Origin of the sequence: Novosphingobium sp. (genome assembly GCF_019748365.1) — a bacterium.
In the GTDB taxonomy this organism is placed as follows: domain Bacteria; phylum Pseudomonadota; class Alphaproteobacteria; order Sphingomonadales; family Sphingomonadaceae; genus Novosphingobium.
In genome coordinates this window covers 1-24,677 of the sequence record NZ_JAIEPN010000101.1, presented here as the reverse complement: position 1 = coordinate 24,677, position 24,677 = coordinate 1, and the positions used below count along the sequence as shown (strand labels likewise).

Here is a 24,677-nt window from a genome sequence, read left to right as displayed (position 1 = left end):
GCCTCCCCCCGAAGGCTCCATCACGGCCGGAGAGGCCAAGTGCCAACAAGATAGCCAAGCATCGGGCCGCTTGCCAGCGCAATTGCAACCGAAACAGCGGCAGCCCTACTCCCCCTTCACCACCTCTACCGGCAGGCCCAGTCCGTCGAGCTGCGGCTTCACCTTGGCCGCATCGCCGACCACCACCCAGACAAGCTTGGCCGGGTCGATCGTCGCCCTTGCGGCGGCGTCGAGAACGGCGGGGGTCATCGCGCGGTAGCGGGCGGGAAGCGCGGCGAAGTAGGTGTCCGGCCGCTTGTAGGTCTCGATCTTGGCGATGCCATCGAGCACTGCGCCCGAGGTTTCGAACATGCCGGGCAACTCGCGCGCGCTGCCTTGCGTGGCGAGCGCGGTTTCTTCGGGCGTGGTCCCCTTGGGGCCGAGGTAGCGCGTCATCTCGCCCTGCAGTTCGCGGATCGAGGGGCCGGTCTGATCGGTCTGCACCGGCGCGTAGATCGCGAACATCAGCTTCTCCGCCCGGTCGTTGATGAAGCTGCTGACGCCGTAGGACCAGCCTTTGGTCTCGCGCAGGTTGGTGTTCATCCGGCTGAGGAAATCGCCGCCCAGCACGTCGTTTGCCGTGCGCAGGGTAACCGTATCGTCGATGCCCTTCGCGCCGATCACTTCGCCGCCGAGGATCATCGATTGCGGCGAGCCGGGCCGGTCGATGAGGACAATGCGGGACCGGGGCGTCGGGATCGGCGCGGAGAAGTCCTTCACCGGCGCGGCCATGCGGTTTGACGGCCAGTTGCCGAAGCTCTTCTCAAGCTGCGGGACGACCTCGCCAAGCGTGGTATCACCCACGACATAGATCGTCGCGCGGTCCGGCCGCAGCCAACGGGCATGGAAGGCGGCCAAGTCTGCGCGCGTGAGCTTCTTGACGACATCCGCCTCGCCCGTACCGCTCGGGGCATAGCCATAAGGATGCGCGGGGCCGTAGATCGCGGGATAGAGCACGCGGCTGGCGAGCGAGTAGGGATCGGTGCGCTCGGACTGGATCGTGGAGAGCTGCTGGGCGCGCACGCGCTCCAGCTCCTTGGGATCGAGTGCCGGATGGCGCACATAGTCCGCGAGGAGATCGAGCGATGGGGCGAGGTTGGGGACCAGCGCACCCAGCTCGAACGTGGTGGAATCCGGAAGGCCGGTGCCGGTGATCGAGGCGCCGAGCGCTTCCTTGGCGCGGGCGAGCGCCGAGGAATCGAGGCTGGTGGTGCCTTCGTTCATCAGGCGCAGCAGCAGTGCGGTGGTACCGCGCGCGTCCTTGGGATCGGCGGCGTAGCCCGCATCGAAGGAGACGCGCACCGAGACGATCGGCACCGCGCTGCGGCGGGCGAACACGACCTTGATGCCGTTCTTGAGGGTGGTGCGCTCGATCGCGGGGAATTCGAGCGTGGGGACCTCGCCGGCGGGCGGAATCTTGCTGCGGTCGGCATCTGCGCCGGTTGCCGTGGCCACAGCGGGGGCCGGTGCTGCCGCAACCGCCGGAGGCAGCGCGGGATCGCCGCCGCGCGCCTCGCCGCCGCCGGTGCGCGGGCCGGGGACAACGGTGAGCGCGAAGACGGGGCGCTTCAGCCACTTCGCCAGCGCATCGCGGACCGCCGTCGGCGTGAGCTTCGCTGCAGCTTCGAGTTCCTTGCGGTAGTGCGCGGGATCGCCCGAATAGAGCAGCCCCTCGGCCAGCGTTGCCGCCTTGCCGTTGCCGCCGACGGATTCGAGCGAGCGGATCTCGTTGGCGGCATAGGTGGTTGCGGCGCGGGCGAGTTCGTCGGGCGTGGGCCCCTCGGTCATCAGTCGCGCGAGTTCGCTGTCGAGCGCGGCGCCGACCTTGGCCGGGTCCGCGCCGGGCTTCACATCGGCTTGCATGATGAACTGGCCGCCCTGCGCGAAGATATCGGCGTGGGCGGAGGCCGAAACAGCCGTCTGCGCGCCGCGCACCAGCGCATCATCGAGCCGCGAGCTGGCAAGCCCGCCAAGGATCAGGCCGCCGACCGAGAGGGGCAGGTAATCGGGATTGTCGAGGCCGGGAATCGCCCACATGCGGTAGACGCGGGTGGTGGCGACCTGATCCTGCAAGGTGCGGGCAATCGGCGCAGGCAGGGTCGGCACCGGGACGGCGACCGGCTGGACGGCCGGCCCTGCCGGGATTGCGCCGAACCACTTTTCGACCTTGGCCTTCGCGGTGGCGAGATCGATATCGCCCGCGAGCACAAGGATCGCGTTGTTGGGGCCGTAGTGATCGCGGAACCAGCCCTTCACGTCATCGAGGCTGGCGCTGTCGAGATCGGCCATCGAGCCGATGGTGGTGTGGTGATAAGGATGCCCGGCAGGATAGAGCGTTTCGTACTCTTCGTATTCGACGAGGCCGAAGGGGGAATTGTCGCCCTGGCGCTTCTCGTTCTGGACGACGCCGCGCTGGTTATCGAGCTTCTCCTGCGTGACCGCGCCGAGCAGGTGGCCCATGCGGTCGCTTTCGAGCATCAGCGCGCGGTCGAGCGCGCCCTTGGGCACGGTCTCGTAGTAGTTGGTCCGGTCGAACCAGGTCGTGCCGTTGGCATCGGTCGCGCCGACTTCCTTGAGCGGGCCGAAGAAATCGTCCGGCGCGTTTTCCGAGCCGTTGAACATCAGGTGTTCGAAGAGGTGGGCAAAGCCCGTCTTGCCGCGCGGCTCGTTCTTGGAGCCGACCTTGTACCAGACGGACAAGGCGACGACCGGGGCCTTGCGATCGGTGTGGACGAGGACGGTGAGGCCGTTGGGGAGCGTGAAGCGCTCATAGGGAATGTCGACCGCTTTCACGAGCTCGGCAACCGGCGCGGCCTTGAGCGCAAGTGCCGGAACCGGGGGCGCGGCGGGATCGGCGGCGAGCGCGGGCACGGCGGCGAGCAGGACGGGAAGCGCGAGCAACGAGGCCATTAGCGAACGGGGCATGGTGATCCTGCGGCTGGGGCGGCGTGCCGGATGGCAGGCGCGCTGGGATGGTTGATCGCCTCGCTTCAGAGCATGGCTTGGCTGAACAGAAGCTAAATCGGCGACGACGATTCTCTGCCCCGATGGGTGAGAGGTTGACAGGGTTGACACTGTCCTGGGGAATAATTGCAATCGATCACTGGCGGATTTTTGATCGGCTGGATCGATCAGATGCCGGGGAGTGGGGGCGGCGACGGAGGTCATCCGATCAAGCATAGCGCCGAGCCCGGCTGTAGGACAGTCAGTGCCCGACGAACGCCATCTGTGCATCGACGGGAGTGCCACAAGGCTGGTTCAGAGGCGCACCGCGAGCAGGCGTTTCGCATGAGCGGCGCTGATGGAAGGTCGCCGAGAAAAACGGGCGGATGCGCGAAAGCCCGGCATGTACGCAGGCGCCAAGCCGCAGCGAATTTTGACCCATGTCCTTGTGTGGCCGAAATGACACACTACCTTTGGGTCATCAGGAGGAAATCCACACCATGAACCTCGAGAAATTCACCGATCGCGCCAAGGGCTTTCTGCAGGCGGCGCAAACCGTTGCCATCCGCAATAGCCACCAGCGGATCGCGCCCGAACATGTGCTGAAAGCCTTGCTGGAAGACAGCGAGGGCATGGCATCGGGGCTGATCCAGCGCGCCGGGGGCACGGCTTCCGTTGCGCTGGCCGAAGTGGACAAGGCGCTGGCCAAGATCCCGGCGGTTTCCGGCGGCGGGGCGCAGCAGACGCCGGGGCTGGATAACGATGCCGTGCGCGTGCTCGATTCCGCCGAGCAGATCGCGGCGAAGAGCGGCGATGCCTATGTCACGGTCGAGCGCATGCTCGTAGCGCTGACTTTGGCGACGACCACAGCGGCGGGGCAGGCGCTCAAGACCGCGAACGTGACGGCGCAGGCGCTGGAAGCGGCGATCACCGCGCTGCGCGGAGGCCGGACGGCAGACAGCGCAGGGGCCGAGAACGCCTATGAAGCGATGAAGAAGTATGCCCGCGACCTGACGGAAGCCGCGCGTGAGGGCAAGCTTGATCCCGTGATCGGGCGTGACGAGGAAATCCGCCGGACGATCCAGATCCTGGCGCGGCGGACCAAGAACAACCCGGCGCTGATCGGCGAGCCGGGCGTGGGCAAGACCGCGATTGCGGAGGGCCTCGCGCTGCGCATCGCCAATGGCGACGTGCCCGACAGCCTCAAGCACCGCCGCCTGATGGCGCTCGACATGGGCAGCCTGATCGCGGGCGCAAAGTATCGCGGCGAGTTCGAAGAACGCTTGAAGGCCGTGCTCGACGAGGTGAAGGGCGCCGAGGGCGAAATCATCCTGTTCATCGACGAGATGCACACGCTGATCGGCGCGGGCAAAAGCGAAGGCGCGATGGATGCGGGCAACCTGCTCAAGCCCGCGCTGGCGCGCGGCGAGCTGCACTGCATTGGGGCTACGACGCTGGATGAATACCAGAAGTACGTCGAGAAGGACCCCGCGCTGCAGCGGCGGTTCCAGCCGGTGTTCGTGGGCGAGCCGACCGTGGAGGACACGATCTCGATCCTGCGCGGCCTGAAAGAGAAGTACGAGCTGCACCACGGCGTGCGGATCACCGACGGCGCCATCGTGGCGGCGGCGACGCTCAGCAATCGCTACATTGCGGACCGCTTCCTGCCGGACAAGGCGATCGACCTCATGGACGAGGCGGCGAGCCGGCTGCGCATGGAAGTGGAGAGCAAGCCCGAGGAGATCGAGAACCTCGACCGGCGGATCATCCAGCTCAAGATCGAGGAAATGGCGCTCGCCAAGGAAAGCGACGCAGCCTCGAAGGACCGGCTGGCGGCGCTGCGCGAGGAGCTGGCCAATCTGGAGCAGCAATCGAGCGAGCTGACGACGCGCTGGCAGAACGAGCGCGACAAGATCGCTGCGGAAGGCAAGATCAAGGAAGCGCTCGATGCGGCGCGGATCGAGCTGGAGCAGGCGCAGCGGCAGGGCGATCTCGCCAAGGCGGGGGAGCTTGCCTATGGCCGGATTCCCGAACTCGAGAAGCAGCTCGCCGAAGCACAGGGCATGGCGGAGAACGCGCTTCTGCGCGAGGAAGTGACCGCGGACGATATCGCCGGCGTGGTCAGCCGCTGGACCGGCGTGCCGGTCGAGCGGATGCTGCAGGGCGAGCGCGAGAAGCTGCTCAAGATGGAAGAGACCATCGGCAAGCGGGTGATTGGGCAGCGCGATGCGGTGGTGGCCGTCTCCAAGGCAGTACGGCGCGCGCGTGCGGGCTTGCAGGATCCGAACCGGCCGCTGGGCTCGTTCCTGTTCCTCGGCCCCACCGGCGTGGGCAAGACCGAGCTGACCAAGGCGCTCGCGGGCTTCCTGTTCGACGACGACAACGCGATGGTGCGGATCGACATGTCGGAGTTCATGGAGAAGCATTCCGTGAGCCGCCTGATCGGCGCGCCTCCGGGCTATGTGGGGTATGATGAAGGCGGCGTTCTGACCGAGGCGGTGCGGCGGCGGCCTTATCAGGTCGTGCTGTTCGACGAGGTGGAGAAGGCGCACCAGGATGTGTTCAACGTGCTGCTGCAGGTGCTGGATGATGGCCGCCTGACTGACGGGCAGGGCCGCGTGGTGGACTTTACCAACACGCTGATCGTGCTGACGTCGAACCTTGGCAGCCAGTATCTGGCGAATCTGGAGGAAGGGCAGGACGTCTCGATGGTCGAGCCGCAGGTGATGGACGTGGTGCGCGGGCACTTCCGGCCGGAGTTTTTGAACCGGCTGGACGAGATCATCCTGTTCCACCGCCTGGGCCACGAGCACATGGCGCCGATCGTCGATCTGCAGGTGGCGCGGGTGCAGCAGCTGCTGAAGGACCGCAAGATCGTGATCGACCTCACCGATGCGGCGAAGCGCTGGCTGGGCCGGGTGGGCTACGATCCGGTCTATGGCGCGCGGCCCTTGAAGCGCGCGGTGCAGCGCTACGTGCAGGATCCGCTCGCCGAGCGGCTGCTGGGGGGTGAGATCCCCGACGGCAGTGCGGTGCGGATCGACGAGGGCGACGGCGCGCTGACGTTTGTGGTGGGTTAAGCCCCTCCCCGGTGAGGAGTGGTTGGGGGATGGGGGACGGCGCCTGCTATTCGAGCGCCGCGCACCCCCACCCAGCCTCCCCCGAGCGGGGGAGGGGCAGGTCAGCTTTGTCTGCAGCGGCAGCTTTCCCCTGCGGGGATGGCGCGGCCACAAGCCCGGCACAACGCGTGCTCGCCCTCAGTCAGCCCATGGCCGAGGGCGACGCGTTCGTCGAAGACGAAGCATTCGCCCTGCCACAGGCTCTGCCCGGCCGGCACGTCTTCGAGGTAGCGCAGAATTCCGCCTTTGAGGTGGTAGACCTCCTCGATGCCTTCGGCCTTGAGGAAGGCGGTCGATTTCTCGCAGCGGATGCCGCCGGTGCAGAACATCGCGACTTTGCGGGGTTTGCCAGTGCCTAATAGCCGTTCGCGCTCGCGGCGGAACCAGCCGGGGAACTCGCGGAACGAGCGGGTTTCCGGGTTGATCGCGCCCGCAAAGGTGCCGACGGCGACTTCGTAATCATTGCGGGTGTCGATCACGATCACGTCGGGATCGCTGATCAGCGCGTTCCAGTCATGCGGGGCGACGTAGGTGCCGACGCTGGCGAGCGGGTCGATGTCCGGCTGGCCCATCGTCACGATCTCGCGCTTCACGCGGACCTTGAGGCGGCCGAAGGGCATCGTCTCTGCGCTGGAGTATTTGACGTCGAGATCGGCGCAGCCGGGGAGCTGACGGATGTGGGCGAGCACGGCAGCGATCCCGTTCGCGCTGCCTGCGATGGTGCCGTTGATGCCTTCGCGGGCGAGCAGGAGCGTGCCCTTGATGCCGGCGGAAGCAGAGGCGTCCAGCAGCGACGCGCGCAGGGCTGCCGGGTCATCGAAGCGGGCGAACCGATAGAGCGCGGCGACGGTGAGGGCCATGCGCGCGGCGTTAGCGCATTGGCAGGGTTGGGCAAGAGTGATCGCCGGAGTTTACGTCCCCTTGCGGTCGAGCTCTTCATTCAGCCGCAGCGAGGTGCGCCAGAAGAAAAAGGCCGGGGCGAAGCCGATCAAGGCCGCGCCGTAGAGCACCCAGCGCACGCTTTCTCCGCCGGCGATCGGTTTGATCCAGTCAGAAAGCATCCCGAAGAAGAGCGGCCCGAGGCCCAGCCCGATGAGGTTCTGGCTGAACAGCAGCAGCGCGCTTGCCATGGCGCGGGCCTCGGGCTTCACCAGCCCTTGTGCGCTGGAAAAGCAGGGGCCGTAGTAGAGCGAATTGAGCGCGGTGGGGATCATCAGCAGCGCGAGGGCCCAGCGCCAGTCGGTCATGAAATAGGCCGCGATGGAAAGCGGCGCGGCGAGGGCAAAGCCGATCGCGGGCGCGGTCATCACGTGGCGCCGGTTGATCTTGCCGAACCGATCGGCCAGCCAGCCCCCCGCGAGCGTGCCGATGATCGCAGCCACCCCGCCCCAGATGCCGAACCAGAAACCGGTCTCGCCTGCGGTGAGGCCGTGGGTGCGCTGGAAGAAGATGGTCGTCCAGGTGGCCTTGCCATAGCTGAGGAAGGCCGCCGAGGAGCCTGCCGCAAGCAGCAGCACATAGGCGCGCGAGGTGAGGATCTCGGCCAATGCCTCGCGGTTGGTAAGGGCTTTGGGCGGCGGGCTTGCGGCTGCGGCACGCAGAGCATCGCCCGAGCGGCGGGGATCGCGCAGCAGCAGCATGACTGCGCCCGCCAGCGCGATGCCAGGCACGCCCACCACGACGAATGCTGCCCGCCAGCCATAGGCATCGGCCAGCTGGCCGCCGATCAGCATGCCGAGCAGCGTGCCGATGGGAATGCCGAGCGCATAGATCGACAGGGCCGAGGCGCGCTTGTCTGGCGGGGCGAGATCGGCGATCAGCGAATGCGCGGCGGGCGAACATCCGGCCTCCCCCACGCCGACACCGATCCGGGCGAGCAGCAATTGCACGAAGTTCTGCGCCTGCCCGCACAGCGCGGTCATGCCGGACCAGATCACCAGTGCCCCGGCAATCAGCCCGACCCGGTTGGTCGAGGGCCGATCCGCATAGCGCGCGATGAGAATGCCGAGGAAAGTGTAGAAGGCGGCAAACGCGATCCCCGTCATCAGGCCGATCTGGGTATCGGAGAGGCCAAGATCGCGGCGGATCGGTTCGGCGAGGATATTGACGATCTGGCGGTCGAGAAAGTTGAAGATGTAGACGACGAGGAGGACCGCGAGGACGAGACGCAGAGACTGGGGTCTTGAGGCGGGCACTGCCGGTTCGTTCATCCTCTTCCTTTCGCGGATCTGGTGCCTGCCATTAGCCCTCCGTCAGCCCTTCGGGCTCCCCATTCGTGGTTTGCAAAAATGGGGAGGACCTCAGGCCCCCGCCTTCACCGCATAGTCCCATGCCATGTCTGCCAGCGGCCCCACCCGGTCTGACATCGTCTTGGCGTGCGCGCTGCTCGCGGTGCCATCGAGGTAGCGCTTCTTGATGCCCTGGATGATGCCGGCGAGGCGGAAGTAGTTGTAGGCGAGGTACCAGTCCATGCCGGCGATGCCGTCGCGGCTGGTCTTCTCGCAGTAGCGGGCGATCACTTCATCGAGTTCGGGGATGCCGAGCGCCTTGCGGTCGAGGTCCATGACGCCGCTGCGGCCGCCGTTCTCGGTCGACCAGGCCATCGCGAAGTAGGTGAAATCGGCGAGGGGATCGCCCAGCGTCGAGAGCTCCCAATCGAGCACGGCGAGAGGCTTGGGCTCGCCATGCGCGAAGATCATGTTGTCGATGCGGTAATCGCCGTGGACGACGCTGACGCGGGTCTGTTCGGGCAGGGTGCGCGGGAGCCACTCGATCAGGCGCTCCATCGGCTCCATGCGTTCGGTTTCGGAGAGGCGGTACTGCTTGGTCCAGCGATCGACCTGGCGGCCGAAGTAGTTGCCGGGCTTGCCGAAATCGGAAAGGCCGACGGAGTCCACATCGACGCTGTGGAGCGCGGCGAGGGTATCGACCATGGCGAAATAGGTGGCGCGGCGGTCCTCGGGCGTGGCGCCGGGCATGGCGCCGTCCCAGATCGTGCGCCCATCGACGCAGCCCATGACATAGAACCAGCTACCGACCACATCGTCATCGGTGCACAGGCCATATTGCGGAGCGACTGGGAAGGCGGTGCCGGCGAGCGCGGCCTGCACCTTGTATTCGCGGTCCACCGCGTGGGCGGAGGGCAGCAGCTTGCCGAAGGGCTTGCGGCGCAGGACATATGGGCCGGAGGGCGCGTCGATCTTGTAGGTGGGGTTCGACTGGCCGCCCTTGAACTTCGAGACGGTAAGCGGACCCTGAAAGCCCGCAACGTTCGCCTCGAACCATGCGGTGAGCTTGCCTTCGTCCAGCTTGTCCGCGCCTTCGGGGGCGACTGTGCCGGTGAAGGCGGCCTGAGCGTCGATGACGGGTTCGGTCATGCTGGCCTCACTGGTCGAAGACGATGACCGAGCGGGCGGAGTGGCCGGCCTTCATCTTTTCGAAGCCCTCGTTGATGCCTTCCAGGGGGATGCGCTCGGCGATGATCGAATCGAGATCGAGCAGGCCCCGCATGTAGAAATCGACGAGGCGCGGGAGATCGACCGGGAAGTGGTTGCCGCCCATGATCGCGCCCTGCAGCTTCTTGCCCGAGAGGAGGTCCATGGCGGAAAGGCCGACCTTGTGGTTCAGCGGCATCATGCCGAGGATCGTGGCGGTGCCGCCGCGGCGCAGCGAGGCGACGGCGAGATCGCCCGAGGCGGGACGGCCGACGGCTTCGATGGCGTGGTGGACGCCGCCCTTGGTCATTTCCTGGATCTGCTTGGCGGCATCGGGGGCCATGGCATCGACCACGTCCGTCGCGCCGAGCTTGATCGCGAGTTCGCGCTTTTCGGGCATCGGATCGGCGGCGATGATGCGGCCTGCGCCCGCGATCTTGGCGGCGTTGATGGTGGCAAGGCCGACGCCGCCGCAGCCGATGACGGCGACGGTTTCACCGGGCGTGACCTTGCAGGCGTTGAAGATCGTGCCCGCACCAGTGGTGACGGCGCAGCCGATGACGGCGGCGCGGTCGAGCGGCATCTCGGGATTGATCGCGACGCAGGCGTGTTCGTGGATCAGCATCATTTCGGCAAAGGCAGAAAGATTGAGCATCTGGTTGACGACGCTGCCATCGCTGCTGCGCGTGAGGCGCGGCGCCTCGCCGGGGCGGCGGCGGGTATCGCCGCCGAGGCAGAGCGACATACGGCCCGTGACGCAGAATTCGCAGTGGCCGCAGAAGGCCGAGAGGCAGGTGACGACGGCATCGCCCTTCTTGACCGTGCGCACTTCGCTGCCGACTTCCTCGACGATGCCGGCGGCTTCATGGCCCGCAACGCAGGGCATCGGGTGGGGATAGGCGCCATCGATGAAGTGCAGGTCCGAATGGCAAAGGCCGCAGGCGGCGGTGCGGATGAGGACTTCGTGCGGGCCGGGCTTCGATACGGTGAGCTGGTCGATGACGAGCGGCTGGCCGGCGGCTTCGAGGATGGCGGCTTTCATGTCGGGTCCTCTTGCGAGTTCCCCTCCCGCGTGCGGGAGGGGTTAGGGGTGGGTTTGAAGGGTGCGCTTGCAGTTGGCCCACCCCCGACCCCTCCCGCAAGCGGGAGGGGAGAAGGTTGCCTTACCGCGAGATCGCCATGTCGCCCGAGGTGAAGCCCGGGTCGCTGGGGAGATCGGTGTGGCGCGCATATTCGATGCGGGCGACGGCGCGGGCGTGGACTTCGTCCGGTCCATCCGCGAGGCGCAGCGTGCGCTGGTGGGCGTAGGCTTCGGCGAGGCCGAAACCTTCCGAGACGCCGCCGCCGCCATGGGCCTGGATCGCATCATCGATGATGCGCAGCGCCATGTTGGGGGCCTGCACCTTGATCATCGCGATTTCGAGCGCGGCCGCCTTGTTGCCGACCTTGTCCATCATGTCTGCGGCTTTCAGGCAGAGCAGGCGGGTCATTTCGATATCGATGCGGGCGCGGGCGATGCGCTCTTCCCACACCGACTGCTCCGAAATCCGCTTGCCGAAAGCGACGCGCGACTGGAGGCGGCGGGCCATCTTGGCGAGCGCTTCTTCTGCGACGCCGATGGTGCGCATGCAGTGGTGGATTCGGCCCGGCCCGAGGCGCCCTTGCGCGATCTCGAACCCGCGCCCTTCGCCGAGGACTACATTGGAGACGGGCACGCGGACGTTTTCGAGCAGCACTTCCATGTGGCCGTGCGGGGCATCATCGTAGCCGAACACGGGGAGGTGGCGCAGGATGTTGACGCCCGGCGAGTCCATCGGGACGAGGACCTGCGATTGCTGCGCGTGGCGCTTGGCGCTGGTGTCGGTCTTGCCCATGACGATGGCGATCTTGCAGCGCGGATCGCCGAGGCCCGAAGACCACCACTTGCGGCCGTTGATGACGTATTCGTCGCCTTCGCGGACCATGCGCGTTTCGATGTTGGTCGCGTCCGAGGAGGCAACGAGCGGTTCGGTCATCAGGAAGGCGGAGCGGATTTCGCCATTCATCAGCGGGCGCAGCCACTGCTCCTTCTGCTCGCGCGTGCCGTAGCGGTGGAACACTTCCATGTTGCCGGTATCGGGCGCGGAGCAATTGAACACTTCGCTGGCCCACGAGATGCGGCCCATTTCCTCGGCGCAGAGCGCATATTCGAGGTTGGTGAGGCCGGGGCCTTCGAACTCGAAGGTATCATCGACATGGTGGTGCCCGGCGTTGCGCGGGGGCATGAACAGGTTCCAGATGCCCGCGGCCTTGGCCTTGGCCTTCTCTTCCTCGACCACCTGCAGCACCTTCCAGCGGCCGCCGCTGGCCTGCTCGGCCTTGTAGTCCTTGTGGCGCGGGCGCACGTTGGTCTCGATGAAATCGCGGACGCGATTGCGCCAGTAGACCTGCCGTTCGGTGGGTTCGAAATCCATGTTGGCTCTCCTGCGGTGCGGCTTGGTGGCACCGTTCTTGTCTCTTGATTTAATCTGTCGGTTAAACCTTGCGCCAGATCAAGCGTGCAGTTTGATCTGGCTCGATTTTCAGGCCTGCGCTTCGGCGGCGGCCTTCATCTGGCGCAGCGCTTCGAACATGTCCGGCATTTCCGGATCCCACGAATGGCGTGGGCCGATGGTGAGGCCGCCATCGACGATGAGCGAGGTGCCGTTCACGAAGCTGGCCGCCTCGCTGCAGAGGAAGAGCACCGCCTCGGCGATATCGCGCGGCTGGCCGCCGCGGGCGACGGGCTGGGCGGCCTGGCTCATCATCGCGATGGCGCCCTTGGCCTGGGCTTCGAGTTCGGCGGGCACATCGAGCGAGGTGGTGAAGATGTTGGTGTTGATGAAGCCCGGCTGGACGGCGTTCACGCGGATCTGGTGGCGGGCGAGATCGGCAGCGCTGGTCTTGGTGAGGTGGAGCACGCCAGCCTTGGCGACGGCATAGGCATTGGGCGAGTAGCCGGGGCCGACGGCGGCAACGGACGAAGTGTTGACGATGGCGGCGCCCGCACGGCCGATCATGTGCGGCACGGCATAGCGGATGCCGAAGGCGACCGAGCGAAGCAGCAAGTGCATCGTGCGGTCCCAGCCCTCGGGCTCGATCTCGTCGATCTTGGCCATGTCGCCGCCTGCGCCCGCGTTGTTGAACACGGCGTCGATCCCGCCGGTTTCGGCGGCGGCGCGGTCCATCAGCGCCTTGATATCCTCGGTGACGCAAACGTCGCAGCGCACGGTGTGGACTTCGCCGTTGGATTCGGCAGCCGTGGCGGCGAGGCCTGCTTCGTCGATATCGGCGGCGTAGACTTTCGCGCCCTCGGCAGCGAACAGGATCGCCGCGCTCCGCCCAATGCCGGAGGCGGCGCCGGTGACGACGACGGTCTTGTTGTGGAATCGCATGGGAACCTCTCCGTTGTTCTGATTTTGGCGCGAGCTTAGGCCCAAGCGGCGCTCCGTCAATGCCGAACGGCTTTACGCTACGGCATGCATGGGATCGCGCGATTGGCGGAAAACCGTGACAAAATCGGCGCTTGCCAGCGTGCGCCGACTCGCCTTAACCTCTCGATTAAGAGAGGAGCAAAAGCCATGTCAGAGCTGGAGACCTTCCGCGCGGAAATCCGCGCGTGGATTGAAGCGAACTGCCCGGAAGAGATGCGTAGGCCCGTGCAGGGCGAGGACGACATCTGCTGGGGCGGGCGCAATTTCGTGTTCAAGAGCGCGGCGCAGAAGCAGTGGATGGAGGTCTGTGCGGCCAAGGGTTACACCGTGCCTGATTGGCCCAAGCCCTATGGCGGCGCGGGGATGAGCCCGCAGGAAGCCAAGGTCTGGCGCGAAGAATTGGCGCGCGCCGGGGCGCGGCCGCCGCTTTCGAGCTTCGGTATCTGGATGCTGGGGCCCGCGCTGCTCAAGTTCGGCACCGAAGAGCAGAAGGTGCTCTATCTGAACCAGATCGCGCGCGGCGAGATCCGCTGGTGCCAGGGCTATTCGGAACCGGGTTCGGGTTCCGACCTCGTGTCCTTGCAGACCTATGGCGAGGACAAGGGCGACCACTGGGTGGTCAACGGCCAGAAGATCTGGACTTCGTATGCCGACAAGGCCGACTGGATCTTCTGCCTCGTCCGCACCGACAAGACCAATGTCTATCAGGGGATTTCGTTCCTGCTGTTCGACATGACCACGCCGGGCGTGACGACGAAGCCGATCAAGCTGATCAGCGGCAATTCGCCGTTCTGCGAGACGTTCTTCGACAACGTGGTGGTGCCCAAGCACCAGATCGTCGGCCAGCTCAATCGCGGCTGGGACGTGGCGAAGTACCTCCTCGGCCACGAGCGCGAGATGATCTCGGGCGCGGGCGGCGGCGAGCAGACCAGCACGATCGGCAAGGTGCTGACGCGCAATGGTCTTGATGATCCGATGCTGCGGGCGGAGCTGGCGCAGTTCGATATCGACGCGCTGGCGTTTGCCGCGTGCGGCGAGAAGTTCCTTGACGAGATCAAGGTGGGCAAGGCGCATCCGGCCAAGCCCAACATGATGAAGTACGCCGGGACCGAGCTCAACAAGCGGCGGCATGAACTGCTGATGGCGGCCGGCGGCAGCACGGCGCTGGAGTGGGAAAGCGAGGAAACGCGCGGCGGAGCGCCGGCACGTTCGTGGCTGCGCACCAAGGCCAACTCGATCGAGGGCGGCACGAGCGAGGTCATGCTCAACGTCGTCGCCAAGCGCATTCTCGAACTGCCGGGGGCCTGATCCCATGCCGCTGTACCATACCGAAGATCAGGCCATGCTGGCCGAAAGCGTCACCGGCTTCATGGCCGATGAAGGCGGGATCAAGAAGCAGCTGCGCCACTGGCGCGACACCAACTGCAAGGACGGTTTCGGGCACGCCCTGTGGAAGCAGTTCGCCGAGATGGGCCTCACCGGGATGCTGGCGGCGGAAGCCGATGGCGGGCTCTCCATGGGCCATGTCGAGGCGGGGATCGTGCTGGCCGAGATCGGGCGCAACCTTACGCCGTCGCCGTTTCTGACGACCTCGGTGATGGGCGTGACGGCACTGAACGAGGCTTCCGACGATCTGCGCGGGCGCTGGCTGCCGGGCATCATCGCGGGCGAGACGGTGCTGGCCATGGCCATCGATGAAGGCGCCAAGCACAAGCCCGAAAAAATCGCCTGCCGTGCCGAGAAGGCGGGCAACGGCTTCCGCCTGACGGGTGCCAAGGATTTCGTCATTCATGGCACCTCAGCGGACGCGATCATCGTCGCGGCGCGCACTTCGGGCAGCGACAGCGATGCCGATGGCGTGACGCTGTTTGCCGTGCCGAAGGATGCGGCGGGCATCGGGCACAATGCGGTGCGGCTGGTGGATAGCTCTATCGCGAGTCATGTGCGCTTCGATGGCGTGGAGCTCGATGGTTCGAGCGTGATCGGCGAAGTCGATGGCGGGCGCGCAGTGCTGAGCAAGGTGCTGAGCGCGGGCCGTATCGGCGCGGCGGCGGAGCAGACCGGCGTTGCCGGCGGGGCCTTCGCGATGACGACGGGCTACCTCAAGACGCGCAAGCAGTTCGGCAAGCTGATCGGGGAGTTCCAGGCGCTGCAGCACCGCGCGGCGCACCTCTATTCCGAGCTTGAGATTGCCGAGGCGGTGGTGATCAAGGCGCAGCAGCTGCTCGACGGCGGGTCCGAGCGGGCCGAGCTGATGGTCTCGGTCGCCAAGGCCAAGGCGGCGCGGGCGTGCAACCTTGCGGTGCGCGAAGGCGTGCAGATGCACGGCGGCGTGGGCATGACCGACGAATACGACATCGGGCTCTACATGAAGCGCGAGCGCGCGCTGACCGAGTTCATGGGCGATGCCAATTACCATGCCGAGCGCGTTGCGCAGCTCAGCGGTTACTGAGGATCAGACAGATGGATTTTGCCAAGCTTTTCAGCCTCGAAGGCCGCGTTGCGGTGGTGACGGGCGGTTCGCGCGGGATCGGGCGGATGATCGCCGAGGGCTTCATCGCGGCGGGCTGCGAGCGCGTCTATATCACGGCGCGCAAGGCCGCAGTGGTGGAAGAGACCGCCGCCGAACTCGGGCCGCGCTGCATCGCGCTGCCGGGCGATATCTCGTCATTCGCAGGCATCGAGGCGCTGGCCGAGGATCTGGCGCAGCGCGAGAGCCGGATCGATATCCTCGTCAACAATGCCGGGGTGGCCTGGGGCGCGGACTTCGACGATTTCCCGGAAATGGGTTGGGACAAGGTGATGAACCTTAACGTCAAGACGCCCTTCTTTCTGACGCAGAAGCTGCACGGCCTGCTCAAAGCGGGCGCGGTGGATCAGGCGGCGAAGGTGATCAACATCGCCTCAATCGATGGCCTGCGCGTCAACCCGTGGGAAACCTACAGCTATCAGGCCTCGAAAGCGGCGCTGGTGCACCTGACGCGGCGCATGGCGGCGCGGCTGGTGAAGGACAACATCATCGTCAATGCGATCTGCCCGGGCGCGTTTGCTTCGGAAATGAACAAGGCAGCGGCGAAGAACCCCGAGGCTTCAGCGAAGGGTATCCCCTTGAAGCGCATTGGCAATCTGGAAGACATGGCGGGCGGCGCGATCTTCCTTGCGAGCCGCGCGGGCGATTACGTGATCGGCACGCCGCTGCCGATCGATGGCGGCATCGTGAACGCCTATATCCCCGAAAACCATATCAACCCGCTCGGGGAGTAAAGCCATGAGCCGCGCGGTCCGCCAACTCGCCGATGGGTTCCATTTCGGCGAGGGGCCGCGCTGGCATGAGGGACGGCTGTGGTTCAGCGACTTCTACAGCCACACGATCCGTTCGGTGGACCTTGCGGGGAATCACCGGATCGAGCTGGAAGTGGATGACCAGCCTTCGGGGCTGGGCTGGATGCCCGATGGCGCGCTGATCTATGTTTCCATGCGCAAGCGGCAGGTGTGGCGGCGCTGGCCGGATGGAAGGCTGGCGATGCATGCCGATCTTGCGGACCTGACCGCGCATCTGTGCAACGATATGGTGGTCGATGCCGAGGGGCGGGCCTACGTCGGCAACTTCGGGTTCGATCTTGATCAAGAACTGCGGGCGCGGGGTGTGCCAGCGGTGCTGGCCGATCATCCCAGGGCCAATCTGGTGCTGGTGCAGGCCGATGGCAGCGTCTCGGTCGCCTCCCCCGACATGAGCTTTCCCAATGGGACGGTGATCACGCCCGATGGCAAGACTTTGATCATCGGTGAGACCTTGGGCGGGCGGCTGACGGCGTTTGATATCGGTGAAGGTGGGGCGCTCTCTCGGCGGCGCTTGTGGGCGGATACCATGCCGCGCGTGCCGGACGGGATTGCGCTCGATGCCGAAGGCGCGGTGTGGATCGCCAACCCGATTGCGCCCGAATGCGCGCGGATTGCCGAGGGCGGCGAAGTGCTGGAAGTCGTCTCGACTGGTGAAATGCCCTGCTATGCCTGCATGCTGGGCGGGCCGGATGGACGGCACCTGTTCATGCTCTGCGCGCCGAGCAGCGATGCCGAGGTGGCGCGGAGTGCCGCCAAGGGCGTGGTGCTGGTGGCCGAAGTGGATGCGGGCCGGGCGGGGTTGCCCTGAGGACCTGAGGCACCTGCCTTGATCCCTTATCCGTCACCCCGTGCTTGACACGGGGTTCGGCTGCTTTTGTGGCGCGGCGTTGGGGCAAGAAAAGCCAAGGCCCGTGTCAAGCACGGGCCGACGATTCCAGCTGAATGGAGTTGCGCCCTAAGGCCGCATCAGTTCGCGGACGAAGCCGATCAGGCCGGTCTGGCGGGCGCGCTTCATGCGTTCGGCGTGGAGGATTTCGCGCACCTTGGCGAAGCACTGGTCGATATCGTCGTTGACCACCACGTAGTCATACCCGTCCCAGTGGCTGATCTCGGCGCGCGCGCGCTCCATGCGGGCGGCGATGACGTCTGCGGAGTCGGTGCCGCGTCCGGTCAGGCGGCGGCGCAGTTCGTCAATGCTGGGGGGGAGCAGGAACACGCGGACGACGTCGGTTTCCATCTTCTGGTAGAGCTGCTGGGTGCCCTGCCAGTCGATGTCGAAGAGGAAATCCTCACCGGCGCGCAGGCCTGCCTTCACCTGCGCCTTGGGCGTGCCGTAGCTGTGGCCGAAGACGTGCGCCCACTCGAGGAATTCTTCCTGCTCGACCATCTCGTCGAACCGGGCCTGGGTGACGAAGTGGTAGTCCTTCCCGTCGACCTCGCCGGGGCGCATCGGGCGCGTGGTGGCGGAGACCGAGAGGCGGATCGCGGGATCGCCTTCGAGCAGCATGCGCGAGATCGTCGTCTTGCCCGCGCCCGAGGGCGAGGACAGGATGAACATCAGGCCGCGGCGATGGAGCGCGTCGGACGATGGGAGACTCGGCTGGACCATGCGCGCTGTTGGCGCATGGGGGGCCGAATGGTCAAGTCTTGCGGTTCTTGCGGTGCTCGTGGAGGGTTTTCGCCAGCAGCGCGCCGCCGACGATGATCGCGCCGGGTACCGAGCGCGTGGCGATCCGCGTGGCGGCGGCCGTGACGAGCCGGGCGCCTAGGCTGCGCTTGGGCTTGGCGGCCTTTGCGGCCTTGGCACCGGCGGCTTTCGCGGCGGCCTTGAGCGCTTCGGGTGCCGCGCCGAGGATGCCGCGATCGACGCTGCGCTTCAGCAGGGTGGAGCCGGTGCGCATGGCGACGCCGGCAAGGATCGCGCGGGTGACGGGGCCGACCGGATCGGACGGCGAATCAGCGGCGGGTTCGCTTGCTGGGGTTTCCGGCGCCTTTTCGGCGGGGACGGTCATTTCTTCCGGCCGAAATCCACGGTGACGACGTTCGAGCCATCATCCGGGGCCGCAGGGCCGCTGCCATCGGGCGAATCGTTTTCCGCATCGTGCGGCGTTTCGTCTTCGTCCTCGTTCTCGCCCGTCGTCTGGAACTGGAGGCCGAAATCGACCGCCGGATCGACAAAGGCGGTGATCGCGCTGAACGGGATCACCAGCGTGGAGGGGATCTGGTTGAACGAGAGGCCGACGCTGAAGCCTTCAGGGGTGACCTTCAAATCCCAGAACTTGTTCTGGAGCACGATGGTCATCTCGTCCGGAAAACGTTCCTTCAGGCGCGGCGGGATCGCCACGCCGGGCGCGCCGGTCTTGAAGGTGATATAGAAATGATGCGCGCCGGGGAGGTTGCCGCCCGAGCTTTCCACCTGGCCGAGGACACGGCCGACCACCGCGCGCAGGGCTTCCTGCACGATTTCATCGTAGGGGATCAGGCTGTCGGGTGCATCACTCATCCTTGCTAGGGTGGCTTGGCAGCGCGCGCCGGTCAAGAGGGTGCGAGGTGCAGGCAATTGATTCTGCCCGGAAGTGGCCTATAGGCGGCGTTCATGCGCACCGGATCGATCGCCCGCACCACACACGAAACCGACATTCAGGTTTCGGTGAATCTCGACGGCACCGGCACTTTCGACGTCAGCACGGGGATCGGCTTTCTCGATCACATGATCGAGCAGTTCAGCCGCCACTCGCTGATCGACGTGACGTGCCACGTGAAGGGCGACCTCCACGTCGACCAGCACCACACGACCGAGGACAGCGCGATCGCGCTGGGGCAGGCGATTGCGCAGGCGCTTGGCGACAAGAAGGGCATCACCCGCTACGGCACGGCCTATTCGCCGATGGACGAGGCGCTGGCCCGTGTGGCGCTCGATATCTCGGGGCGGCCGGTGCTGGTGTGGAAGGCGCAGTTTACCCAGCCACGCCTGGGCGAGATGGATACCGAGCTGTTCGAACACTGGTTCCAGTCGATCAGCCAGGCCGCGGGCATCACGCTGCACATCGAATGCCTCTACGGCTCGAACAACCACCATATCATCGAGGGCATCTACAAGGGCTTTGCCCGGGCGATGCGCAGCGCGGTGGAGATCGATCCGCGCAAGGGCGATGCCGTGCCGAGCACCAAGGGTATCCTCGGTGGCTGAAGTGATTGCCTTGGTCGACTACGGCGCGGGGAACCTGCGCTCGGTCGCCAATGCGCTGAAGGCGGCGGGGGCAGAGGGCGTTTCCGTGACGGCGGACCCCAATGTGGTGCGCGCGGCGGACCGGATCGTGTTGCCGGGTGTCGGCGCCTTCAAGGCCTGCATCGAGGCGCTGCGGGGCGTGCCGGGCCTTGTCGAGGCGATGAGCGAGCGCGTCTTGGTGGGCGGCGCGCCGTTTCTGGGCATTTGCGTGGGGATGCAGCTGCTGGCGGACCGCGGCATCGAATTCGGCGTGACCGAGGGGTTGGGCTGGATCGGCGGCGAGGTGCGGGCGATTGAACCCGGCGACGCGAGCATCAAGGTGCCGCATATGGGCTGGAACGATGTCGCCCCGATGCACCACAATGAACTGATCGTGCCGGGCGAGGCCTATTTCCTGCATTCCTACCACTTCGTGCCGGAAGAGGGCGCGAGCATCGCGGCGATGACCGACCATGGCGGCGGACTGGTCGCGGCGGTGGGGCGGGACAATGTGCTGGGCGTGCAGTTTCACCCGGAGAAGAGCCAGGACTACGGGCTCTCCTTGCTGGGGCGTTTTCTGGAGTGGAAGCCGTGATCAGCCGTGCTGCGACGCGGGCGGGGGATACCCCTCCCCAACCCCTCCCCAACGGGGAGGGGCTTTCGAGGCTTCTGTCGGTGGGTGGTGCTGTTCGATGATCGTTTTTCCGGCAATTGACCTCAAGGGCGGGCAGGTCGTGCGGCTGGCCGAGGGCGATATGGCGCGCGCGACGGTTTATGGCGATGATCCGGCGGCGCAGGCGATGCTGTTTGCCGAGGCGGGTTCGCAGTACCTTCATGTCGTTGATCTGGATGGGGCTTTTGCCGGCGAGGCGGTGAACCGGACTGCGGTCGAGGGCATTCTCAAGGTGTTTCCGGGGCACGTGCAGCTGGGCGGCGGCATTCGCAATCCGATTGCCGTCGATGGCTGGTTCGATCTGGGCGTGAGCCGCGTTGTGATCGGCACGGCGGCGCTGAAGGACCCGCAGTTCGTGAAGGATATGGCCAAGGCATATCCGGGTGGAATCGTGGTTGCGGTTGATGCGCGTGATGGGATGGTCGCGACCGAGGGTTGGGCCGAAGTTTCCGACGTTTCGATTGTGGATATGGCGCGGCGGTTCGAGGATGCGGGGGTGGCCTCGATCCTGTTTACCGACGTGGGGCGCGACGGCTTGCTCAAGGGCTGCAATATCGACGCGACGCTGGACCTTGTGCGCGCGACGCGGCTGCCGGTGATTGCCAGCGGCGGGGTGAAGGGCATCGACGATATCCGGATGCTCAAGATCCACGAGGCGGACGGGATCGAGGGCGTGATTACAGGCCGCGCGCTGTTCGAGGGGCGGCTGGATCTGGCTGCGGCGATTGCGATGGCTGAGGCGTGATGGCGGCGCCACGCTATCGACCCCTCCACCACCTTCGGTGGTCCCCCTCCCCGTGCCGGGGAGGAATGCTATGACCGTTCGCGTCCGCGTCATTCCCTGCCTTGATGTGCGCGATGGGCGCGTGGTCAAGGGTGTGAATTTTGTCGATCTGCGCGATGCGGGCGATCCGGTCGAGCAGGCGCGGGCTTATGACAAGGCGGGTGCGGACGAGCTGTGTTTTCTCGATATCTCGGCGACGCATGAGGGGCGCGGGACGCTGCTCGATGTTGTCGCGCGCACGGCCGAGGTGTGCTTCATGCCGCTGACGGTGGGCGGCGGCGTGCGGACGCCAGAGGATGCGCGGGCGCTGCTGCTGGCGGGGGCGGACAAGGTGGCGGTCAATTCCGCAGCCGTGGCGCGGCCCGAACTGGTGCGCGATATTGCCGAGCGGTTTGGCGCGCAGTGCGTGGTCGGCTCGGTCGATGCGCGGCGGACTGGCCCCGGCACGTGGGAAATCTTCACCCACGGCGGGCGGAAATCGACGGGGATCGATGCGCTGGCGCATGCGGAGAACCTGGCAAAGCTGGGGGCGGGCGAACTGCTTGTAACCTCGATGGATGGGGACGGCACGCAGGCCGGCTATGACATCGAACTGACGCGGCGGATTGCCGATGCGGTGCCGGTGCCGGTGATTGCCAGCGGCGGTGTCGGCAACCTCGATCACCTCGTCGCCGGTGTGCGCGAGGGGCATGCGAGCGCGGTGCTGGCGGCCTCGATCTTCCACTTCGGCACGCACTCGATTGCCGAGGCGCATGCGGCCTTGCGCGCTGCGGGGATTCCGGCGCGCGGCTAAGGCGCGAAACTGTCGGAATTCTTGACAAACGCTGTGTGGGCGCCGCCTGCGTTAACCAGTCAGTTGCGCTTATTTCCTTGATTTTCGGGGTCTTGGCACAGGGATTGCATTAACCTTTTGGCAAGGTCCTGTCTTGGAAATCCCCCGCGTGCTCCGCTTTATTCCCTTTGCCTTTGTCTCGCTTGCGACCAGCGCCGGAACCGCGTTTGCGCAGGCGACTGGCGGCGTTGCCATTCCCGAACCGACCGACGGCGCGCTGTTCGCCATCGGGCTGGCCGGCCTGATCATCGGTCGCCGGGTCGCGCGGCGCAAAGAGGACTGAGCGTCCCCGCTTGACCTCGTCCGGGCGGCGCGCCATGCCCGGCCCCATGGACGAAACCACCATCCTGTCCCGGCTCGAAGCCACCATCGCCGCGCGCCGCGCCGGTGCTTCTGGCCCGGATGCCAGCTATGTCGCCCGTCTCCACGCCAAGGGGCGCGGCAAGATCGCGCAGAAAGTGGGCGAGGAAGCGACCGAAGTGGTGATCGCCGCGCTGACCGGCAGCCCGGAAGCGCTGGTGGGCGAAGCGGCGGACCTGCTGTTTCATCTGCTGGTGCTGATGGGCGATTGCGGGGTTTCGCTTGAGCAGGTGACCGCGGAACTGGAGCGGCGCGAGGGTACGTCCGGGATTGCCGAGAAAGCCAGCAGGAGCTCTTGATATGGCGGTCGATGCCACCCAGCCTTACGACGACCAGAACGTCTTCGCGAAAATCCTGCGTGGGGAAATCCCGTGCCGGAAGGTCTATGAAGACGAGTGGAGCCTCGCCTTCCACGACATCAACCCGCAATCGCCGACGCACGTGCTGGTGATCCCCAAGGGCGCCTATGTGAGCTGGGACGACTTTTCGGCCAAGGCTTCGGACGCCGAGATCACCGGGTTCGTGCGGGCCGTGGGCCATGTCGCGCGCGCGGCGGGACTGGTCGCGCCGGGGTATCGGCTGCTGGCGAACACCGGCACGAATGCCCATCAGGAAGTGCCGCATCTGCATGTGCATGTGTTTGCGGGCCGGCAGCTTGGCCCGCTGCTGGCGCGGGTGGACTGACGAGAGAGCCCACCCCCGACCCCTCCCGCAAGCGGGAGGGGAGTTGAAGGCGCAACTTGCTCCCCTCCCGCTTGCGGGAGGGGCTGGGGGGTGGGCTTCCACCGCAATGGGTTAACAAATTGCCGCGTTTGATCTTGCCTCGCGAGTCGCGGCAAGGCTAGGACAGGCGGCCCATGCCCGATCCGCTCCCTCCCTCCGGCTGTTTTGATGCCGCGCGCCATCTTTATGCGGTACGCGTTTACTTTGAGGACACCGATCTTTCGGGCGTGGTCTATCACGCCAATTACCTGCGCTGGTTCGAACGGGCGCGATCGGACATGTTGCGCCTGATCGGCATTGACCAGCGCGCCGCGCAGGAAGCGGGGGAGGGCGCCTTTGCGGTGACGGACCTCGCGCTCAAGTATCTGCGTCCGGCCCGGCTTGATGACGATGTGGTGATCGAGAGCACCGTCTCCGAAGTTACACGCGTCACCTGCAGTCTGGCCCAGAAAGCCTGGCGCGGCGCAGACCTGCTGGCCGAGGGCCGGGTGCGTGTCGCGTTTGTCGCTCCGCTTGGCCGCGCGCGGCGGCTGCCCGCGCAGTTCCATTCCGCTTTCACGGCGCTCCTGGCGCCTCCCCCTGAAGGGTTTGTCCATCCATGATGCTTTCCGTTCTTGCCGCTGCCGCCGTGCCTGTCGCCGCCGGGGCGACCGCGGGCATGCCGACCCGGCTCAACCCGGTCGCGCTGTTCCTCCACGCCGATATCGTGGTGCAGGTGGTGATGGGCGCGCTGGTGCTTGCCTCGGTCTGGGTGTGGATGATCATCGTCTCCTTCTCGCTGCGCATGGGCGGGGCCGAGCGCAAGTGCGACAAGTATGAGACCGCGTTCTGGGAAGCCCGCGATGTCGACACCTTCCACAAGGAAAACGGCGGCAAGGACGTGCCGAGCGCACGGATCGTGACGGCGGCGCTGGCGGAATGGCGGCGCTCCACCTCGGGCAAGACGATCGACCGCGAAGGCACCCGCCAGCGGCTCAATTCGGCGATGGAAAGCGTGGTGACGGCAGAAGCGGACCGGCTGGCAGGACGGCTCAATTTCCTCGCTACGGTCGGTTCGGTGGCGCCGTTCGTCGGGCTGTTCGGCACGGTGTGGGGCATCATGGACAGCTTCTTCAACATCGGCGCGCAGCAGAATTCCTCGCTCGCGGTGGTGGCGCCGGGCATTTCGGAAGCGCTGTTCGCCACGGCCATCGGCCTGTTCGCCGCGATCCCGGCAGTGATTGCCTACAACCGCTTTTCGCACCGGGTGAACCGCTTCGAGACGCGGCTGTTCCGCTTTGCGGACCGTTTTCACGCAACCTTGAGCCGCGAGCTGGAGCAGTAAGGCCGTGGCGATGAGCATGGGCTCCAGCGGAGGCGGCCGGCGCGGGCGGCGGGGGCGTGGGCGCGGCGCGGCGATGAGCGAGATCAACGTGACGCCGCTGGTCGACGTGATGCTGGTGCTGCTGATCATCTTCATGGTGACCGCGCCGATGCTCACTGCGGGCGTGCCGATCGACTTGCCGGACAGCCGGGCCGAGGCGCTCAAGACCGATCAAAAAGCCATCACCGTCAGCATGGACGGCGAGGGGCGCATTTTCCTTGATGATCAGGAACTGGCGCCGGGCGAACTGTCTGACCGGCTGACCGGGCTGGCAACCGCGGGTCCGGGCGGGCAGCCGCCAGTGGTGACGCTGCGCGCGGACCGCAGCCTTGATTATGGCCGCGTGGTGGCGGTGATGGGCGCGCTCAATGCGGCGGGGTTCAAGTCGATCTCGCTGGTCACCAA

The 24,677-nt window shown here is 66.2% G+C and carries 25 protein-coding genes; 15 read left to right on the top strand and 10 right to left on the bottom strand.

What is annotated here, in order from left to right; genetic code table 11:
- Positions 1–105: 105 nt before the first annotated feature.
- Positions 106–2,964 carry a pitrilysin family protein gene (locus K5Q19_RS12925; protein ID WP_292945798.1) on the bottom strand — a complete coding sequence of 953 codons (2,859 nt, stop codon included), beginning with the start codon at positions 2,962–2,964 and terminating at the stop codon, positions 106–108.
- A gap of 518 nt (positions 2,965–3,482) precedes the next feature.
- On the opposite strand from K5Q19_RS12925, the gene clpB reads away from it, so the two are divergent.
- Positions 3,483–6,062, top strand: a complete 2,580-nt coding sequence (gene clpB, locus K5Q19_RS12920) for an ATP-dependent chaperone ClpB (RefSeq protein ID WP_292945797.1) — start codon at positions 3,483–3,485, stop codon at positions 6,060–6,062.
- A gap of 101 nt (positions 6,063–6,163) precedes the next feature.
- Here clpB and K5Q19_RS12915 read toward each other — a convergent pair whose 3' ends face one another.
- From K5Q19_RS12915 to K5Q19_RS12890, 6 genes are all read right to left on the bottom strand, one after another.
- On the bottom strand, positions 6,164–6,961 hold the full coding sequence (locus tag K5Q19_RS12915; RefSeq protein ID WP_292945796.1) for a rhodanese-related sulfurtransferase: 798 nt from the start codon (positions 6,959–6,961) through the stop codon (positions 6,164–6,166).
- A gap of 51 nt (positions 6,962–7,012) precedes the next feature.
- Complete coding sequence (locus tag K5Q19_RS12910) at positions 7,013–8,311, bottom strand: MFS transporter (protein ID WP_292945795.1); 1,299 nt, start codon at positions 8,309–8,311, stop codon at positions 7,013–7,015.
- A 90-nt stretch (positions 8,312–8,401) separates the two neighbouring features.
- Positions 8,402–9,478: a phosphotransferase family protein gene (locus K5Q19_RS12905; RefSeq protein WP_292945794.1), complete on the bottom strand. Its 1,077-nt coding sequence runs from the start codon at positions 9,476–9,478 to the stop codon at positions 8,402–8,404.
- A gap of 7 nt (positions 9,479–9,485) precedes the next feature.
- The gene (locus K5Q19_RS12900; protein ID WP_292945793.1) at positions 9,486–10,577 is read right to left on the bottom strand and encodes a Zn-dependent alcohol dehydrogenase; all 1,092 of its coding nucleotides are present in this window, start codon (positions 10,575–10,577) and stop codon (positions 9,486–9,488) included.
- Positions 10,578–10,698: 121 nt separating this feature from the next.
- A complete protein-coding gene (locus K5Q19_RS12895) occupies positions 10,699–11,988 on the bottom strand; it encodes an acyl-CoA dehydrogenase family protein (RefSeq protein ID WP_292945792.1) in 1,290 nt (429 codons plus the stop codon).
- A gap of 108 nt (positions 11,989–12,096) precedes the next feature.
- Entirely contained in the window at positions 12,097–12,948 is an 852-nt protein-coding gene (locus K5Q19_RS12890) for an SDR family oxidoreductase (protein WP_292945791.1), read from the bottom strand.
- A 186-nt stretch (positions 12,949–13,134) separates the two neighbouring features.
- Here K5Q19_RS12890 and K5Q19_RS12885 point away from each other — a divergent pair, with 186 nt between their 5' ends.
- The 4 genes from K5Q19_RS12885 to K5Q19_RS12870 are packed head-to-tail and all read left to right on the top strand — an operon-like array spanning position 13,135 to position 17,137.
- Positions 13,135–14,295, top strand: a complete 1,161-nt coding sequence (locus K5Q19_RS12885; RefSeq protein ID WP_292945790.1) for an acyl-CoA dehydrogenase family protein — start codon at positions 13,135–13,137, stop codon at positions 14,293–14,295.
- A gap of 4 nt (positions 14,296–14,299) precedes the next feature.
- Complete coding sequence (locus K5Q19_RS12880; RefSeq protein ID WP_292945789.1) at positions 14,300–15,439, top strand: acyl-CoA dehydrogenase family protein; 1,140 nt, start codon at positions 14,300–14,302, stop codon at positions 15,437–15,439.
- 11 nt (positions 15,440–15,450) lie between these two features.
- Positions 15,451–16,251, top strand: a complete 801-nt coding sequence (locus tag K5Q19_RS12875) for an SDR family oxidoreductase (RefSeq protein ID WP_292945788.1) — start codon at positions 15,451–15,453, stop codon at positions 16,249–16,251.
- Between the two features lie 4 nt (positions 16,252–16,255).
- Positions 16,256–17,137 (top strand): SMP-30/gluconolactonase/LRE family protein, encoded by an 882-nt coding sequence (locus K5Q19_RS12870; RefSeq protein WP_292945787.1) that lies wholly within the window; start codon positions 16,256–16,258, stop codon positions 17,135–17,137.
- A gap of 147 nt (positions 17,138–17,284) precedes the next feature.
- Here the strand turns inward: K5Q19_RS12870 and gmk are convergent, their stop codons facing one another.
- The 3 genes from gmk to K5Q19_RS12855 are packed head-to-tail and all read right to left on the bottom strand — an operon-like array spanning position 17,285 to position 18,832.
- The gene (gene gmk, locus K5Q19_RS12865; RefSeq protein ID WP_292945786.1) at positions 17,285–17,938 is read right to left on the bottom strand and encodes a guanylate kinase; all 654 of its coding nucleotides are present in this window, start codon (positions 17,936–17,938) and stop codon (positions 17,285–17,287) included.
- Positions 17,939–17,969: 31 nt separating this feature from the next.
- Positions 17,970–18,341: a hypothetical protein gene (locus K5Q19_RS12860; RefSeq protein ID WP_292945785.1), complete on the bottom strand. Its 372-nt coding sequence runs from the start codon at positions 18,339–18,341 to the stop codon at positions 17,970–17,972.
- Complete coding sequence (locus tag K5Q19_RS12855; RefSeq protein ID WP_292945784.1) at positions 18,338–18,832, bottom strand: ClpXP protease specificity-enhancing factor SspB; 495 nt, start codon at positions 18,830–18,832, stop codon at positions 18,338–18,340. Before K5Q19_RS12855 ends, K5Q19_RS12860 begins: the two co-directional genes overlap by 4 nt.
- A 93-nt stretch (positions 18,833–18,925) precedes the next feature.
- Between K5Q19_RS12855 and hisB the strand changes: the two genes are divergently transcribed.
- From hisB to K5Q19_RS12805, 10 genes are all read left to right on the top strand, one after another.
- Positions 18,926–19,519 (top strand): imidazoleglycerol-phosphate dehydratase HisB, encoded by a 594-nt coding sequence (hisB, locus tag K5Q19_RS12850; protein ID WP_292945783.1) that lies wholly within the window; start codon positions 18,926–18,928, stop codon positions 19,517–19,519.
- On the top strand, positions 19,512–20,132 hold the full coding sequence (gene hisH / locus K5Q19_RS12845; protein ID WP_292945782.1) for an imidazole glycerol phosphate synthase subunit HisH: 621 nt from the start codon (positions 19,512–19,514) through the stop codon (positions 20,130–20,132). Before hisB ends, hisH begins: the two co-directional genes overlap by 8 nt.
- A 97-nt stretch (positions 20,133–20,229) precedes the next feature.
- Positions 20,230–20,955: a 1-(5-phosphoribosyl)-5-[(5-phosphoribosylamino)methylideneamino]imidazole-4-carboxamide isomerase gene (gene hisA, locus K5Q19_RS12840; protein WP_292945781.1), complete on the top strand. Its 726-nt coding sequence runs from the start codon at positions 20,230–20,232 to the stop codon at positions 20,953–20,955.
- 70 nt (positions 20,956–21,025) lie between these two features.
- Positions 21,026–21,787, top strand: coding sequence for an imidazole glycerol phosphate synthase subunit HisF (gene hisF, locus K5Q19_RS12835; RefSeq protein WP_292945780.1), 762 nt, complete (start codon positions 21,026–21,028; stop codon positions 21,785–21,787).
- A 148-nt stretch (positions 21,788–21,935) separates the two neighbouring features.
- Positions 21,936–22,109 carry a PEP-CTERM sorting domain-containing protein gene (locus K5Q19_RS12830; protein ID WP_292945779.1) on the top strand — a complete coding sequence of 58 codons (174 nt, stop codon included), beginning with the start codon at positions 21,936–21,938 and terminating at the stop codon, positions 22,107–22,109.
- A 46-nt stretch (positions 22,110–22,155) separates the two neighbouring features.
- Complete coding sequence (locus K5Q19_RS12825; protein WP_292945778.1) at positions 22,156–22,485, top strand: phosphoribosyl-ATP diphosphatase; 330 nt, start codon at positions 22,156–22,158, stop codon at positions 22,483–22,485.
- 1 nt (position 22,486) lies between these two features.
- Entirely contained in the window at positions 22,487–22,870 is a 384-nt protein-coding gene (locus K5Q19_RS12820) for a histidine triad nucleotide-binding protein (protein WP_292945776.1), read from the top strand.
- 173 nt (positions 22,871–23,043) lie between these two features.
- The gene (locus K5Q19_RS12815; protein ID WP_292945774.1) at positions 23,044–23,511 is read left to right on the top strand and encodes a YbgC/FadM family acyl-CoA thioesterase; all 468 of its coding nucleotides are present in this window, start codon (positions 23,044–23,046) and stop codon (positions 23,509–23,511) included.
- A complete protein-coding gene (gene tolQ / locus K5Q19_RS12810) occupies positions 23,508–24,233 on the top strand; it encodes a protein TolQ (protein ID WP_292945772.1) in 726 nt (241 codons plus the stop codon). The genes K5Q19_RS12815 and tolQ overlap by 4 nt, the downstream gene beginning before the upstream one ends.
- Positions 24,234–24,243: 10 nt before the next feature.
- Positions 24,244–24,677: ExbD/TolR family protein (locus K5Q19_RS12805; protein ID WP_292945770.1), on the top strand; the 434-nt coding region annotated here is incomplete at its 3' end.

Coding starts and splice junctions, on each gene's coding strand:
- K5Q19_RS12925 (WP_292945798.1), bottom strand. CDS start 2,964: ATGCCCCGTTCGCTAATGGCCTCGTTGCTCGCGCTTCCCGTCCTGCTC.
- clpB (WP_292945797.1), top strand. CDS start 3,483: ATGAACCTCGAGAAATTCACCGATCGCGCCAAGGGCTTTCTGCAGGCG.
- K5Q19_RS12915 (WP_292945796.1), bottom strand. CDS start 6,961: ATGGCCCTCACCGTCGCCGCGCTCTATCGGTTCGCCCGCTTCGATGAC.
- K5Q19_RS12910 (WP_292945795.1), bottom strand. CDS start 8,311: ATGAACGAACCGGCAGTGCCCGCCTCAAGACCCCAGTCTCTGCGTCTC.
- K5Q19_RS12905 (WP_292945794.1), bottom strand. CDS start 9,478: ATGACCGAACCCGTCATCGACGCTCAGGCCGCCTTCACCGGCACAGTC.
- K5Q19_RS12900 (WP_292945793.1), bottom strand. CDS start 10,577: ATGAAAGCCGCCATCCTCGAAGCCGCCGGCCAGCCGCTCGTCATCGAC.
- K5Q19_RS12895 (WP_292945792.1), bottom strand. CDS start 11,988: ATGGATTTCGAACCCACCGAACGGCAGGTCTACTGGCGCAATCGCGTC.
- K5Q19_RS12890 (WP_292945791.1), bottom strand. CDS start 12,948: ATGCGATTCCACAACAAGACCGTCGTCGTCACCGGCGCCGCCTCCGGC.
- K5Q19_RS12885 (WP_292945790.1), top strand. CDS start 13,135: ATGTCAGAGCTGGAGACCTTCCGCGCGGAAATCCGCGCGTGGATTGAA.
- K5Q19_RS12880 (WP_292945789.1), top strand. CDS start 14,300: ATGCCGCTGTACCATACCGAAGATCAGGCCATGCTGGCCGAAAGCGTC.
- K5Q19_RS12875 (WP_292945788.1), top strand. CDS start 15,451: ATGGATTTTGCCAAGCTTTTCAGCCTCGAAGGCCGCGTTGCGGTGGTG.
- K5Q19_RS12870 (WP_292945787.1), top strand. CDS start 16,256: ATGAGCCGCGCGGTCCGCCAACTCGCCGATGGGTTCCATTTCGGCGAG.
- gmk (WP_292945786.1), bottom strand. CDS start 17,938: ATGGTCCAGCCGAGTCTCCCATCGTCCGACGCGCTCCATCGCCGCGGC.
- K5Q19_RS12860 (WP_292945785.1), bottom strand. CDS start 18,341: ATGACCGTCCCCGCCGAAAAGGCGCCGGAAACCCCAGCAAGCGAACCC.
- K5Q19_RS12855 (WP_292945784.1), bottom strand. CDS start 18,832: ATGAGTGATGCACCCGACAGCCTGATCCCCTACGATGAAATCGTGCAG.
- hisB (WP_292945783.1), top strand. CDS start 18,926: ATGCGCACCGGATCGATCGCCCGCACCACACACGAAACCGACATTCAG.
- hisA (WP_292945781.1), top strand. CDS start 20,230: ATGATCGTTTTTCCGGCAATTGACCTCAAGGGCGGGCAGGTCGTGCGG.
- hisF (WP_292945780.1), top strand. CDS start 21,026: ATGACCGTTCGCGTCCGCGTCATTCCCTGCCTTGATGTGCGCGATGGG.
- K5Q19_RS12825 (WP_292945778.1), top strand. CDS start 22,156: ATGGACGAAACCACCATCCTGTCCCGGCTCGAAGCCACCATCGCCGCG.
- K5Q19_RS12820 (WP_292945776.1), top strand. CDS start 22,487: ATGGCGGTCGATGCCACCCAGCCTTACGACGACCAGAACGTCTTCGCG.
- K5Q19_RS12815 (WP_292945774.1), top strand. CDS start 23,044: ATGCCCGATCCGCTCCCTCCCTCCGGCTGTTTTGATGCCGCGCGCCAT.
- tolQ (WP_292945772.1), top strand. CDS start 23,508: ATGATGCTTTCCGTTCTTGCCGCTGCCGCCGTGCCTGTCGCCGCCGGG.